General features: G+C 41.0%; 7 protein-coding genes and 1 riboswitch. All 7 genes read left to right on the forward strand.

Annotated elements, in window-relative coordinates:
* Nucleotides 1-314: 314 nt before the first annotated feature.
* The gene (locus tag ACQKEZ_RS16835; protein WP_427302737.1) at nucleotides 315-2,384 is read left to right on the forward strand and encodes a hydantoinase/oxoprolinase family protein; all 2,070 of its coding nucleotides are present in this window, start codon (nucleotides 315-317) and stop codon (nucleotides 2,382-2,384) included.
* Entirely contained in the window at nucleotides 2,374-4,359 is a 1,986-nt protein-coding gene (locus ACQKEZ_RS16840; protein WP_427302738.1) for a hydantoinase B/oxoprolinase family protein, read from the forward strand. The genes ACQKEZ_RS16835 and ACQKEZ_RS16840 overlap by 11 nt, the downstream gene beginning before the upstream one ends.
* A 3-nt stretch (nucleotides 4,360-4,362) precedes the next feature.
* Entirely contained in the window at nucleotides 4,363-5,448 is a 1,086-nt protein-coding gene (locus ACQKEZ_RS16845) for an ABC transporter substrate-binding protein (RefSeq protein ID WP_427302770.1), read from the forward strand.
* An 8-nt stretch (nucleotides 5,449-5,456) separates the two neighbouring features.
* Complete coding sequence (locus ACQKEZ_RS16850; protein WP_427302740.1) at nucleotides 5,457-6,554, forward strand: ABC transporter ATP-binding protein; 1,098 nt, start codon at nucleotides 5,457-5,459, stop codon at nucleotides 6,552-6,554.
* Nucleotides 6,554-7,423: an ABC transporter permease gene (locus ACQKEZ_RS16855; protein WP_427302772.1), complete on the forward strand. Its 870-nt coding sequence runs from the start codon at nucleotides 6,554-6,556 to the stop codon at nucleotides 7,421-7,423. Before ACQKEZ_RS16850 ends, ACQKEZ_RS16855 begins: the two co-directional genes overlap by 1 nt.
* Entirely contained in the window at nucleotides 7,416-8,219 is an 804-nt protein-coding gene (locus ACQKEZ_RS16860; RefSeq protein ID WP_427302742.1) for an ABC transporter permease, read from the forward strand. The genes ACQKEZ_RS16855 and ACQKEZ_RS16860 overlap by 8 nt, the downstream gene beginning before the upstream one ends.
* Before the next feature lie 370 nt (nucleotides 8,220-8,589).
* Nucleotides 8,590-8,674, forward strand: a riboswitch (cyclic di-GMP riboswitch).
* Nucleotides 8,675-8,816: 142 nt separating this feature from the next.
* Nucleotides 8,817-16,729, forward strand: a 7,913-nt coding sequence (locus ACQKEZ_RS16865; RefSeq protein ID WP_427302744.1) for an amino acid adenylation domain-containing protein, incomplete at its 3' end; no start/stop codon positions are given.

The raw sequence follows: 16,729 nt of genomic DNA on the forward strand, positions 1-16,729 counted from the left end.
TTTCCCCTGAATTTGAAAAATTGCATTTTAAAATATGAAAATCATATTTTAAGTGAAATGCGAGATTTATGTTTTCCTGATCATTTTTATAAAATAATAAAAAATTGCATTTTAAGGTTTCAAAAACACAAGATAGTCTAAGGAAATAAGTGTTTATCAGCTTAATTAGCTAATTTCGAGATTTTAACACACAGAAAATTCGAAAAAATAAAATTGACTAAACCGATATGCTTTATTAATATGGAGTAAAATATCAAAAATTGTCGTAAATTATCAAAATATGAGCCATTTTACACTGTGGGGAGGAAGTACAAATGACGGATGTCTCTTATCGACTCGGAATAGATATAGGTGGGACATTTACCGACTTATCATTAATAAACGAAGCAACTGGGGAATTAATAGAGCTAAAAACACCTACTATTACAGACGATCCAGCTCAAGGAATTATCAATGGTTTATCTGTATTGAAACAAAGAGGTATAAACCCAGGGCAGATCCAATATCTTGTTCATGGTATGACAATAGGCCTTAACACATTATTGCAAAGAAAAGGTGCATATATAGCACTTTTTGTTACTGAAGGGTTTCAAGATATTTTGTCATTGCAACGATTGCGTCTTCCCGTTCCTTACGATTTTCAATCACGTTTACCAGAGCCATTGATTGAACGAAAGCATGTCTTTCCAATTGCAGAAAGAATGTTGCATGATGGCAGTGTGAAAAAAAGCCTCCAACTTCAGCAATTAGATCAAGCCGTTCAACAGGTAGTATCACAAAAGTTAGAAGGTATCGTTATTTCTTTTTTACATAGCTATCAAAATCCTCATCATGAATTACAAGCAAAAGCTTATATAAAAAGCAAATATCCACACCTTGTAGTGATCACATCATCTGAGTTATGGCCACAAATGCGAGAGTACGAGCGGACGATTATGGCTGTCGTTAATCTATATATACAGCCAAAGGTGAAACAGTATCTTCAAACACTGAGAAGTAGATTGGAAAAAGAGGGTGTACACATTGCACCATACATTACGCAATCAAATGGTGGATTAATGGATGTTGAAAGTGCTGCTTCAGCACCAGTTAAAACGCTTTTTTCCGGACCCGCTGCAGGTGTAATTGGTGCAGCGAGAATTGCAGCATCTGCAAAAGAATCAAATATGATCACTTTTGATGTAGGTGGAACGAGTGCTGATATTTCTATTATCCAAGGTGGGAAGCCTTCAATGGCACAGTCTAATCAATTATCAGGTTTCCCACTTATTCTGCCTTCCGTTGCTATGTACTCAATAGGGGCTGGTGGCGGATCGGTTGCTTGGATTGATCAGGGTGGTCTATTAAAGGCAGGTCCTGAATCAGTCGGATCACATCCTGGCCCAGCATCGTATGGAAGGGGAACAAAAGCAGCGCTAACAGACGCTTTTCTACTTTGTGGATACTTAAATGAAGAAAGTTTTGCAGGTGGACATTTGAGACTTCACATCACTAATGCTGAGAAGGCATTTCATCCGATAGCTGAACAACTTGAAAAATCAGTTCAAGAATCTGCTGATCGACTCATTCAAGTCGCTGTTGCGAATATGTATACTGAACTTAGTAATGTAATGGAACAACAAGGTTTTGATCCTAGAGACTTTAGTTTGTTGGCATTTGGCGGGGCGGGTCCTGTCGTTGCGAACTTTCTTGCTAGAGAAATACATGCAAAAAATATCGTGATCCCACCGAGTCCTGGAACATTATGTGCTTTAGGTGCATTAACAGCTGACTTCATACATGATGCTGTATTATCTAAAAAAATATTACTTCAAGAATACTCAATTGAACAATTAAAACAAGATTTTGATGCTCTCTCGAAAAAAGCGAGTGATTGGTTAAACAATCAAGATGTTCATCCTATTCAAAAGACATCGATTTTATTTTTGGCAGATGCACGTTATCAAGGACAGGCTTTTGAGATCGAGCTGCCTTTATCAGTAGATTGGCTTCAACATGAAAAAGATGTAAAAAAAATCATAGATGCGTTTCATCATGTTCATCAACGGCAATATGGTCATAGAGATGATCAAGCACAAATTGAGTTTACTCATTTACGAGTTCGAGTGATAGGTGAAACGCCGCAGCTACCATTCGAAGAATCTGCTGAGACAATCATTCAACAAGCAATTCCATCTCATAAAAGAAGGATATTCATAGAGGAAGAACAATATGAAGCATCTATTTATCATCGTAATGACTTATCATTTGGTTCTTATTTTGAAGGTCCAGCGATTGTTGAACAAGGTGATACAACCATTTTGGTATTACCGAATTGGTATGGTGAGATAGACTCATCAGGTAATCTGATCATTTCTCGAAAGGAGGGATCTTATGACAACTGATCCGGCAAAGCTTGAGATCATGCGCAGTTACTTTAATGCGATTGCTTCAGGAATGGGTCATGTGATTGAGCGTACTTCATTCACGACATTTGTAAAAGAGTCAGCTGATTTTGCAACAGCATTGGCGACACCAACAGGGGATTTCTATGTTTATCCTAAGTCCGTTGGAGTGACGATTTTTTTAGGTCTTAGTTTAAAGAAAGCAATTGAAGAGAGCGGTTCAATGCAACCTGGTGACATCATCATTACGAATGATCCTTATTCAACAGATGGCTTGGCGACACATCTTCCCGATGTTCATGTATTCAAACCGATTTTTATGGATGGAGAGATTATCAGTTACGCATGGGCATTTGTGCATGTGAGCGATGTTGGCGGACTTGTGCCATCTAGTATCTCACCAACTGCCACAGATGTTCATCAAGAAGGTCTAAGAATACCACCTGTAAAAATTTACGAGGCAGGTCAAGAAAACAAAGTAGTTCGTACTTTAATCAGAGCAAACAGCCGGGCAAGTCATTTGAATGATGGAGATATCAATGCAATGATAGCTGCTGTTAATACTGCTGAAACCCGTTTGAAAGAAATGATTGGGAAGTTTGGGAAAAGTGAAGTAAGGCAAGGGATGAATGACCTAATGAAACAAGCGGAAGATCGTGCTGGAAAGGTAATTGACGCTATTCCAGATGGTACGAGCGAGTTTGCTGATTATTTAGATGATGACATGATTTCCAATGTCCCAATTAGGCTCAAAGTAGCTTTAACTGTAAAGGGAAGAGAGCTGATATTGGATTTCTCTGAATGTGATCCACAAGTGAAAACCGCTTTTAATCTTGTGACAAATGGTTCTAAACATTCTTTTTTATATCAAGGATTAATCAACTACATCATCAGTAAAGACCCATTTATCCCGATAAATGGAGGGATAACTGCACCAATACAAGTAATATCGCCAAAAGGAACACTTGTACATCCGGAATATCCAGCATCTGTGGGAATTCGACATTCGATTACTATGAGGCTTTATAATGTTGTGCTCGGGGCGATTGGAAAACTGTTGCCTGATGCTGTTCCAGCCGCAGGTGCAGGTCAATCAGCAATTGTTGTGCTATCAGTGCCAGATGATCAAACTGGCGGAAGAAAAATGTCTGTTGTTGAACCTTTGGGTGGCGGTGGCGGTGCCCAAATGGATATGGATGGTGTTGATGGAATTGATCATGCATCAGGTTTTTTAAAAAATACACCGATTGAAAGCTTGGAACAGCATATTGATATTTATGTACATCGATATGAAATAATCCCTGATACCGGAGGCGCTGGAAAAAAAAGAGGCGGACATGCAATTGGTTTGGCATTTGAAATTTTAAAGCCAGAATCAATGGTAACGGCACGTGGTATGGAGCGTTTGAGATTTCAACCTTGGGGACTGAATGGTGGAAAAGCTGGTACGGTTGGACAGGTGAGTCGGTTAGATGCACTTGGAAAAGAAGAGAGGCAGCCTAAAATAGATGTCCTTCGTCTTGAAAAGGGTGATGTTGTTAAAATCATTTCACCTAGTGGGGGAGGTTGGGGTGACCCATTTCTTAGACAGAAAGAACTTGTTCTTCATGAAGTTGAGGCGGGACTTCTAAGTCAAAAGAGAGCCTTGCAACAATACGGAGTCGTTATAAATGGAAATAGTGATGATGGATTTTTCATTGATGTTGAGAAGACAGATGAAATGCGACAGGGAAAGGAGAAAATGGATTTTTCCTCATTTTGGGATTTTGGTGATGAAAGAGAAGCTTATGAAAAGATATGGACTGACGAGGCCAGCAGTGAGCTTGCGGTTCGTCTAAGAACATACCCAGCAAGTGAGCGTTCACATTATAAACATGCCGTTCATGCTTATTTTATCAAAAGAGTTGACCCATTAACGAGAGAAGATGTAACTGAGGCACTTCGAGCAATTGAAATCAAAAAAAGGGGGAAATGAATGATGAAAAAAAGATTATTGGCAATTTTTATGACCGTTGTATCGGCAGTGCTTTTACTTACTGCGTGCGGAGGAAACGGACAGGATAGCAAAAAACAACAGAAAACGGTTGTCGTTGGAGTGTATGGAGGCGATTGGGAGAAAAACATTAAACCTATCCTGCAAAAATTTGAAAAAGACACAGGAATTAAAGTGCAAACTGTATCAGGAGCTGATTCTGAGTGGTTTACAAAATTGAAAGCATCGAATGGAAAAAATCCACCTTACGATTTATTAATTTTACAGCCTGACACGATTCAAAGAGGAATTGCTGCAAATGTCATTGAGCCGATCAATGAAGAAAAAGCGCCGAACGTAAAAAATCTATACTCCTCTGTACAAAAGAAATTAACAGTTGATGGAAAACAATACGCAGCAGGATTCAGTATGGGACAGCTTGGGATTGCTTATAGAAAGGATCTTATCAAACAGGAGCCAAATAGTTGGACAGATTTATGGAGTAAACAGCTGAAAGGGAAAGTTGCCATTTCTTCTCCGACATACTCTGCTGGACTTCAATTTTTCTCTGCACTTGTTCATGCACAAGGAGGCACGGAGTCAAATCCAAAAGATATAGAGAAAGCATTTAAGAGCCTTGCCCAGTTAAAAGGACAAGTGGCCGCTTTTCCTGACAATTCGGGTTCTATTCAAACATTGCTAGAACGGGGCGATGTTTTAGCAGTTCCATATTGGGATGGTCGTGTATTTGCACTTGAAGAGGAAGGACTAGATATTGGTTTTGCCTATCCAAAAGAAGGTGCAGTTGCTGCAGTTGCTAGCTGGACTCTCACAAAAGGCAGTGAGCATCAAGACACTGCTTATGAACTATTAAACTATTTAAGTGGCAAGGAAGCACAGGAGGCATTCTCTGAAAAATCTTATTATGGAATGTCGAATTCAGACGTAAAATATAATGACAAAATCAAAGGAAAGGTAAAGGTTGGAGAAAATTATTATAGCAAACTAACTTGGGTCGATTATGAAACTGCAGCTTCGGAGCTCGGTAGTTGGACAAACCGATGGAATGAAGTGTTAGGTGGAGGGAACTAGGTGATCACATGAGTGGAATTAAACTAGATCATATCAGTCAGCATTTTGGAGAACATATTGCTATTGATGATGTCAGCTTAATCGTTAAGGAGGGAGAGTTTTTCTCTCTCCTTGGCCCAAGTGGTTGTGGTAAATCAACATTATTAAATATCATTGGGGGTTTTCTAGAACCGACGGCTGGCGTTGTATATATAGGAGAAAAAAATGTAACGAGTTTGCCTCCATACCATAGAAAAACGGGAATGGTTTTCCAAAACTATGCGCTGTTTCCTCATTTGACAGTGTTCGATAATGTTGCCTATGGTTTAAAGGTGAAAAAAAAGAAAAAAGCAGAGATTGAGACGCGAGTCATGGAGAGTCTTTCACTTGTTCAATTAGAGGGGTATGCAAAGCGTATGCCCCATCAACTGAGTGGAGGACAACAGCAGAGAGTTGCGATTGCAAGAGCATTGGCTATTCAACCTACCGTCCTTTTACTTGATGAACCGTTAAGCAATCTCGATGCAAAGTTAAGAAAAAATATGCAGACAGAACTCCGCAATATTCAAAAAAGTGTTGGGATTACGACTGTTCTGGTCACACATGATCAAGAAGAGGCGTTGAGTCTTTCTGATCGCATTGGCATCCTTGGTGAAGGAAAGATCCAGCAGATTGGAACACCGCTTGAAGTATATCGTCAGCCAAGAAATCGGTTTGTTGCCGAATTTATTGGACAAGTGAATTTGTTTGAGGCTGAGTATGATTCATCAACAGATCAGTGGAGTGTCCCGCAGCTCAAACAAGCAAATGGTCAAGCGATTCAGTTGCAGGCTCAAGAAAAAAGAATAAAAGAAGAAGGGCAGAAAGTGTTATTGATGCTACGTCCTGAGCGGGTTGAAATTTTAACAGAGTCAAACAAAAAACAGGTGAATCATGCTACAGGGATGTTAAAGGATGTTAGTTACATTGGTCATTCTTTAAGATTAACTGTGGGTTTTGATGTAGGTGAACTAGTGGTGCATGCGTCTGATTCGGCTTTCTCGAAATTGCCTACGATAGGTGACACTCTTCATGTAAAGTGGAAGTCTGAGGACTTAGTATTCCTTGATTCAAAGGAGTGTACATGATGCGCTCTAGAAAAAGCAATCGTCGCTTTCATTGGTTTATGTTGCTGCCAGCATTGCTATTTCTCATTGTCTTTTTGCTTGTTCCATTGGTGATGGTGTTTGTGCTTAGTTTTCGAGATGTGGATTCTATGATGAACACGTTACAGTCGTATAGCTTGTCGCAATATGTTCATGTGTTTACAACAGGTGCTTATGTGAAGGCGATTGGGAGTACGATATGGGTTGCTATTCAGACGACAGTGCTTTGCTTATTAATGGCGTATCCTGCCGCCTACCTACTTGTAAGGGCGCCGAGTAGACGATTGCGGGCTTTTTTATATATTTTGCTCGTCTCTCCCTTACTGACAAGTGTGGTCATCAGAACGTTTGCGTGGATTGTTCTTCTATCACAAAACGGTTTGATTAATGGAATCTTATTAGACCTTCATTTCATTCAAGAACCACTATCTATGCTATGGAACATGAATGCAGTGATCATCGCTTATGTTCAGGTAATGCTGCCTTTTGCAGTCCTGCCTATTGCGACTAGCTTAACTGATATGAATCGGAATCTAAGACAGGCATCAATGAGTCTTGGAGCAGGGAGGGTGCGTACTTTTTTCTGTGTTACGTTGCCGTTAACGATTCCGGGAATGATTACTGGTGCCATTATCGTTTTTTCCTTAGCAGCAGGGAGTTATATTACACCGTTATTAGTAGGGGGGCGTATGCAACCTCTGCTCCCACTCTCTATTTATCAGCAAGTGATGCAAGTGTATAATTTGCCTTTGGCAGCGGCCATGTCCTTTACGTTGCTTCTTTGTGTTCTAGTTGTGGTTAGTATTCTTAGTTATCTCTTGAAGAGATGGGAGGCGAGAATGCATGCGTAAACGATCGCTGAGTGACCGCTTGCTTTCGTTTGTAATCTGGACTTCTGGTTCACTCGTTTATCTATTTTTGACCATCCCTGTTTTGGTCATCATGCTGTCTGCTTTTAGTCCTCATGCTTTTCCGGAATTCCCGCCAACTTCTATGTCATTTCGTTGGTTCAGTGAAGTTGTGGCAAATCCTGAGTGGATGGAATCTTTGCGAATTAGTCTAATTCTGCTTTTCATCGTTACACCTTTCACAGTGATCTTGGGAACGATGGCTTCTTATGCGTTGGCTCGACTTTCTTTTAAAGGAAAAGAAGCGATTCAAGCCTTTATTCTATCGCCTTTAATGATTCCACAAGTTGTTCTTGGTATTGCGATGCTTTATTTGTTTACTGCCATGGGCTTTACAGGGTCACTGTGGGCACTTGTGATAGGTCATATGATCATTGGCTTTCCGTATGTTGTCCGCACAGTTGGCGTGAGTGTTTCAAATTTGGATCCACGGCTTGAGCTTGCTTCCATGAATCTTGGTGCAGGACCAATACGGACGTTTTTCCGTGTGACCCTTCCTTTGATAAAGCCAGGTATTATTGCAGGGGGTGTGTTTTCTGCGGTTACGTCATTTGGTGAAATTTCAATCAGCTTGTTTGTCTCTTCACCGCAAACGGTCACCATCCCTGTGCGGACATTTCATTACATCGAGCAGACATTTGACCCAAGTGTCAATGCGATATCTGTCATATTTATCATCATTTCTATCATTGCGTTGCTTATTATTGAAAAGACCATAGGTTTGTCTAAGGTTATATAAATTATAATGAAGAAACTAGGTGCCATCATTTTTAAATGATGGCACTTTTTTTATAAAAAAATAATGGTAAAAATATCAAGAAGGCGTGGAATATAGTTCTAAAGATTTAAGAATTTGATGTCTTTTAAAGGAGACCTCTTGCCTAAATACTTTGCCTAAATAAAGTAAATAGAGAAAAAACATGCAATTTTTGCGGTATTTCGTCGTTTTATTTCGGTTGAACGCAACTATTTTTAGTTATTTTCGGTAATTGTCATAAATATACCCAGTATAATTTCGGGATAACGCATGAATCTTTACACCCATTTTTCGGTGAAAAAAACAATAATTTCATATAAAGTGAACGTAAATAGAAAATATCTAAAAGAAAAGAAGAAAAAGGCAAATCTATGGAAACATAGAGACGCAAAGCCATGTCCTAAGGTGAAATTTGCTAAGGTCGGCAGGCTACCGAATATGAAACAGGAGTCCCTCCGTTTTATTCGGGGTGGGCTTCTTTTGGTAATGTCTCGTCTATTTTAATGAAATAGACTTGGTTCTTTTGGAATAGAGGGTGTTGGGCGTCAGGGGTGCAGAAAACATAGAAGAGGCAGGAGGATGAGAATGGATACTGTTTATTATCCCTTAACACATGCACAAAAACGAGTATTCTATACAGAAAGATTTTACCCTGGTACGAGCGTTTCCAATTTAGGTGGATTTGCGAAATTAAGGTCAGAATCTGGTCTAAAGCCTTCCCTGATCGTTGACGTTTTTCAGGAGTATGTTCGCCGAACTGACTCTCTTCGTTTGAGGCTCGTCTATCGCGATGCTGAAGAGGAACCTGTTCAATATATTAAGGCATATGAAAAGATGCCCATTCAAATTGTTAAAGGATGGAGCAAAGACGATGTCACAGCTTGGGCGAATGAACAAATTCGCCAGCCTATGGAATTAATCGAGAGCTGTCTCATTGAATTCACTGTCTTCCAAATGAGCGATGAGGAGTGCTGGTTGTTCTGCAAGGCTCATCATATTATTGCCGATGGCATTTCTATTATCCTCATGGGCAATAACTTAATGAATTTATATCATGAGATGCTACATGGCGTTGAAGTCTCTGAATTAGAACAAATCTCTTTTGTTGATCATATTGTGAGCGAAGAGACCTATGAGTCTTCTAAACGATTCCAAAAGGATAAAGCTTTTTGGAATCGTCAATTTGCAGAAATACCAGAAAATTCATCTTTGAAACCACATCAAGACTATCAACTGAGTCTGAATGCAGAGAGATTTTCCAAAAATATATCAACTTCTCTTAAAGAAAGGCTTCGAGATTTTTGTGAGGAGCAGAACATCAGTATGTTGGCATTCTTTTTGTCAGCTCTGTATATCTATTTATATCGTTTGACTGGTCGAGATGATGTTGTGCTTGGGACGTTCATGGGAAATCGGACAAATGCCAAGGAGAAGAAAATGGTTGGCATGTTTGTTTCGACGATTCCGATGCGGGCGAAACTTGATGGTTCAAACTGTTTTATCAGCTTTGTGAAAGAGGTCATGGCAGATCAAATGAGGGTGCTTCGTCATCAGAAATATCCGTATAACCTGCTTATGAATGATTTACGTGAAAGAGAGGGATATACGAGTCGACTATTCGATATTTCTTTAGAATATCAGGTGATGCAATGGCAGAAGAAAGAGAATTTGTCGTTTATCACTGAGCCCATTTTCGGTGGCAGTGGAATGAATGATATATCGATTCATGTGAAGGATCGCTGGGATACGGACACTTTAACGATTGATCTTGATTATCGAACGGATCTTTTCAGTCATGAAGAGATGGCCCTCATGTTTGAGCGATTAACCCTTCTGATGGAGGATGCAGTGGCCCATCCGAATCGATCCATTGGAACATTGTCATTTTTAACAGAGAATGAAAAAGCTCAGGTTTTACATTTTTCAAAGAAACAACCATTTTCACTTCCGCCAACGCAAGTTGTCCATCATTTGTTTGATGATATTGCAGCTCAGCATTCGGACCGTTTGGCAGTAGTTGCTGATGACGGTAAACGGACATACGGTCAATTACATGCAGATGCAACGATGCTGGCTCGTCTTCTTCAGTCAAAAGGGGTTGCCCCAGGCGTACCAGTCGCTATTTTAACGGACAGAAGTGTGGATGCGATGATCGCCATTTTCGGTGTATTAAAAGCAGGTGGAGCCTACGTGCCAATTGATCCGGCATTACCTGAAGAGCGAATTCAGTATATTTTACAGGATTCAGGTGCTCTTGCTGTCTTGACAGATGGGTTAACGGCTCGTCGTTACCCATTTCTAGCAAATAAAGCCCTTGTGTTAGAAGATGTGCTGACCACAGAGCTGTCACTTCCAGAGCTGACACATGACGTGTCTCATCATGACTTGGCTTATATGATTTATACATCTGGTACAACTGGTAAGCCGAAGGGGGTCATGATTGAGCATTGTCAGCTTCATCATCTTGTTCATGCGTTACATCATGAAGTGTATGCAGGGGCAAGTCATCTAAACATGGCAGTTTTGGCACCATTCCATTTTGATGCTTCTGTTAAACAAATTTTTGTTGCTCTTTTGTATGGACACACTTTATACATTGTGCCAAGGGAGGTAACAAAAAATGGTGTTCATCTTGCGGCATATTTCAGAGAGCATCAAATTGAAGCAACTGATGGCACACCAGCACATGTACAGCTGTTACTAGCGGCAGAAAGCTTTGAAGGTCTTGCTTTGACGCATATGCTCATTGGTGGAGAGGCTTTGCCGAAAAAAGCTGCGTGCTCTCTCATTGAGGCAGTTCATGTAAAACAGCCTAACTTTACATTATTCAATGTGTACGGTCCGACAGAAACATGTGTAGATGCAACTGTTCATCGCGTTGATTTGAATGAGCTTCAGCAGGCGTCAGAGCAACGTTATGTGTCTATTGGTCAGCCTCTTGGTCATCATCGCATTTATATCCTTAATGAATATGATCAATTGCAAGCAGAAGGGGTAGTTGGGGAATTATGCATTGCAGGTAAAGGGGTTGGGCGCGGATATTTACATCAGCCTGATTTGACAAAAGAGGCTTTCACTACTGATCCGTTTGTATCAAATGAACGGATGTATCGAACGGGTGACCTCGCGAGGTGGCTTCCAGATGGAACGATTGATTATCTCGGGAGAAAAGATGATCAAGTCAAGGTGAGAGGCTACCGGATTGAAACGGGTGAAATTGAAGCGGTGCTTGAGCAAGTGGATGGGGTTGAGAAGGCAATTGTACTTGTGTTGGATGAGGCTGATGGTGAAAAAGCGATTCGTGCTTATTACCAAGCAAACGACCAAGGTGTCTCTGTTCAAACCTTACAAGCACAGGTGAAAAGCCAGCTTCCAGAATATATGATGCCACTGTATTTTACAGAGGTTGATACGTTTCCGCTAACCATCAGTGGGAAAGTGGATCGGCATGCGCTTGCTACACTAAAAGTAGAGAAAATATCTACCACTGCATATGTTGCACCGAGAAATGAGACAGAAGCACAGCTCATTCATATATGGACAGAGGTGCTTGATCATGAACGAATTGGCGTATATGACTCGTTTTTTGATCTTGGTGGACATTCGTTAAAGGCAATGAAATTACTGACGAGCATTCAGCGTACGTTTCATATAGATGTCCCACTATCATTTTTATTTGAACAGCAGACGGTTGCAGCACTTGCTGACTATATCGATCATGCTGATTCTATAAGTGATAATCAGATTGAAAAGGCGCCGAATGCCAATGATTATCCATTATCACCTGCTCAACAGCGAGTATACATGGTGAGTCAATTTGATCATAGTACTGCATACAATATGCCTGCTGTTGTACGTATTGAGGGTGAATTACAGCATGAACAGCTTGCTCATGCTTTCCATCAGCTGATTGCCCGTCACGATGTGTTGCGAACATCATTTTTGACGATCAAGGGAATTCCTCGTCAGCGTGTGGCTCAATCCGTCCAATTTGAGATGGAATTGATGCAGGGGGGCACGATAGAAGAAAGCATGACCCAATTTGTCCGTCCATTTGACCTTGAGAGAGCGCCTCTTCTTCGTATTGGGATGAGACAAATGTCTGACCAAGAGCATCTGTTATTTTTTGATATGCACCATTTGATCTCAGATGGCATGTCGATTGATCTCATGTTAAGTGAGCTTTCAGATGATTATCAAGGTCATCAGAGAAAAGCACCGCCATTGCAATATCAAGATTATGCGGTATGGCAACAGCAACAGGCTGATGGGGGCTATAAAAAAGAGGAAACGTATTGGATCGATCAATTTTCTGGGGAAATACCTGTTTTGCAGTTGTTAACAGATTTCCAGCGTCCAGCAGTTCAATCCTTTGAAGGAGACCGTGTAACAGAAATGGTGGACGGTGCACTTAAACAACGGTTGCAAGAGCTCGCTAAACGGCAACATACCACGCTTTATACGGTATTACTGTCTGCCTACTATACCTTGCTCGCGAAATACACGGGACAAGAAGACTTTGTTGTTGGTACACCTGTAGCGGGACGTGTTCATCCAGATTTACATGAGATGCTAGGGATGTTTGTGAATACACTGGCACTTCGGTCACAGGTCCATCAGGATGCATCTTTTGTCCAGTTATTGGATCAAGTGAAAGAAACGACCGTGCAGGCATTTGACAATCAGCAATATCCATTTGAGCGATTAATTGAACAACTACATGTTCAGAGAGACTTTAGTCGAAATCCACTTTTCGACACTGTGTTTACGATAATGAGTGATGATCAGCCTGTTCAGTATATTGGCGATATGAAAGTGGCGGTGGAAGAAACAAATTTTCATATTGCCAAATTTGATTTAACCCTGCAAGCAGTAGAATCAAGCGATCATCTGTCCTTCATGCTAGATTACAGTACAGCACTGTTTAAGCGTGGTACTGCGGAGCAAATCCTATCACATTATGTTTATTTGTTAGAGCAAATTGCGACAGCGCCAAATGAAATGCTTCGTTCTTATCGATTGTTATCTGAAGAGGATGCAACGGCACAATTACAGTTGTGGAATCCGTTACCTACCCCTTATCCGAAGGAAGAGACCATCGTCCAGCAATTTGAAGCACAGGTTGAACAGCATTTGACTGAGCCAGCTCTTCAATTCAAGAGTACGGTACTCTCCTATCAAGAGCTGAATCAACGCGTGAATCAGCTAGCAAGACATTTACAAGCGGCTGGATTTGAAAAAGGGATGAAGGCAGCCTTATTCTTCGAACGATCTGAAGACATGGTCATTTCTGTTCTCGCGGCTCTCAAAGCAGGAGGTGCATATGTACCGATTGATCCTGATTACCCTGAAGAGCGTGTGAAACACTTTTTCACTGATAGTGGTGCGCAGTTCTTGCTTACTCATGAACCACTACGTCAGCGCTCGGTATTAGCGGCATTTCATGGCACCATAATTGAGACGGGGTCATTAGCTATTTCTCAAGAAGCGATGACCAATATAGATGTAAATCTTTTCTCTGAAGATCTGGCGAATTTAACGTATACGTCGGGTACTACAGGAATGCCAAAAGGCAACATGGTCACTCATCGCAACATTATAAGAACAGTCAAGCAGTCTAATTATTTAACCATCACAAAAGACGATACGGTGATGAGTATATCCAATTATGTGTTTGATGCTTTTATGTTTGATCTCTTTGGTGCTTTATTGAATGGGGCGAAGCTCGTCGTCTTGCCTAAAGATGATGTACTGAATATGAATGTACTGACTCATGCGATTGAGGAAGAGCAAGTAAGTATCCTAATGATTACAACGGCACTTTTCCATTTATTAATTGATATGAAAAAGGATAGCCTCAAGAACGTGAGAAAGGTTCTTTTTGGTGGAGAGCGTGCTTCTGTTCCCCATGTGACAACGGCACTTTCTGAGATAGGAAAAGGCAGACTGCTTCATATGTATGGGCCGTCTGAGAGTACTATTTTTACTACCTATTATCCGGTAGATGATATAGAGGAAAATACTGTATCTATTCCAATTGGAAAGCCAGTCAGCCAAACGGCTGTTTATATTTTAAATGAAGCTGGGCATGTTCAGCCACCGGGTGTAGCAGGTGAACTATGTGTTTCAGGAGAGGGACTTGTCAAAGGCTACTATGGACAGCCTGAGCTGACAGAAGAGAAATTTGTCGATCATCCTTTCCGTCCAGGTGAGAAAATGTATAGAACGGGTGATTTGGCAAGGTGGCTGTTAGATGGACGGATTGAATTTATTGGGAGATTGGATCATCAGGTGAAGATTCGTGGACAGCGTATTGAGCTTGGTGAAATTGAGCATCAGTTATTGCGTCATCCACATATAAAAGAAGCTGTCGTTCTAGCTATTTCACTTGATGCTCTTTGTGCTTATGTAACAGCAGATCGGGAGTTGTCACATAGTGAATTACGTGAGCATACATCCCTTGATTTACCGTCATATATGGTTCCATCTGTGTTTATACAATTGGAGGAGCTTCCATTGACAGGGAATGGAAAGGTAGACAGGCGTGCACTGCCTGCACCAGATCACAATTTATTGAATCAAAAGGAATATAAAGCACCGCAAACAGAGACAGAACGGGTGTTAGCTTCAATTTGGACGGAGGTTCTTGAAATACCGAAGATCAGCAAACATGATCATTTCTTTGACAGTGGGGGTCACTCGTTAAGTGGAATGAAGATGTTGAATATGCTGTATGAGCAACTTCAAGTGGAATTGTCTTTAAAAGCCTTGTTCCAGGCACCAACGTTGGAGGCTTTTGCTAAACTCATTGATCGAGCAGAGCAAGGAGAAGTCTCGACCATTCCACAAGTGCCTAAGCAAGCATTTTATCCTGTCACATCTGGGCAGAAAAGATTGTTTGTTCTTCAGCAATTAGAGCATGCACAAAAGAGCTATAATATGCCAGCTATTTTGAGACTTGAAGGATTATTTGATGAACATCGATTTGCTGGAGTGTTGGATCAGCTTGTGAAGCGACACGAAGCTTTGCGTACATCCTTTGATTTAATAGACGGTGAAATTGTTCAACGTATTGAAGAGCAAGTCAAGGTTGAAATTGAGCATATCACACAAGTAGATGCAGACATTGATCAACTGATGGCGCAATTTATACGCCCATTTGATTTAGCAAAAGCGCCTCTAATCCGAATCGGTCTTATGCGGAAATCAGCGGAGGTCCATTACTTGTTCATTGATATGCACCATATTATTTCTGATGGTGCTTCTGTCAGCATTTTAATTGATGAGCTATCAGAGCTTTATAGCGGGAAACAGCTACCGTCTTTACCGATTCAATATAAGGATTATGCTGTTTGGACAAATAACGGTGAACAGTTTGCCCAGCAAAAGAAACAAGAGGCATTTTGGCTGGAGCATTTGAATGGTGAGCTGCCTGTGCTTGCATTACCAGAAGATAAACCGAGACCAAGTGTTCAAACGTTTGAAGGAGATCGTCTCCAGTTCGCCATTGATGGTGAGTTAAAACAACGCTTGGATCATGTGGCGCGATCTTTAAATAGTACGGCATATACATTGCTACTCGCTTGCTACAGTACGTTATTAAGTAAGCTGAGCAGACAAGAGGATATTATCATTGGTTCACCAATTGTTGGACGAGTACATTCGCAAGTCCAACCTGTGATTGGCATGTTTGTGAATACATTAGCGATCCGAACAAAACCAAAAGGCAGTGCAACGTTTGCTGGTTTTGTAGAACATGTGAAACAAATCGTGTTAGAAGCTTATGAAAATCAGTCGTATCCATTTGAACAGCTTGTAGATCAGGTTCAAACGGTACGAGATACAAGTCGAAACCCCATCTTTGATGTTGTGTTCTCGATGGAAAATGCTGATTTGCGAGATGTGAAGATGGATGGGCTTCAAATCCTGCCTCAGTTGTACGAAGAAAAAACAGCTAAGTTTGATTTGACCTTAACAGGTTTGGAGACAACGGATCAAATTGAGTTTGTCTTTGATTTTAATACGTCCATTTTCAAAAAAGAGACGGTGATGAGATGGAAAGCGTATTTTCTTCACTTGCTAGCGCAAGTTCTCACTGATCCTCATGTGAAATTGGCGGAAGCGCAATTATTACCGAAAGAAAAACAGGCTCATCTCCTTGCTGAATGGAATGGACCTGTGCTTGACGTCCCAACAACCGAAACAGTTCATGCCCTCTTTGAACAACAGGTTGCCCGTGCACCATTTGGCAAAGCTGTTTCCTTCAATGGCATCAGTTGGTCCTATGAGGAGCTAAATGCGAAGGCAAATCAAATAGCGAATCAGTTACTCACACTCGGCATCACGCAGGGAGATCGTGTAGGAATCCTCACACATCCATCCCTTGAAATGACCGCTGCTGTGCTAGGTGTGCTAAAAGCTGGCGCGGCATTTGTGCCCATTGATCCTGATTATCCGGAACAACGTATCGCTTATATACTAGAAGACTGCGG

The organism is Bacillus sp. NPDC077027, from assembly GCF_050269555.1.
GTDB lineage: Bacteria > Bacillota > Bacilli > Bacillales > Bacillaceae > Bacillus.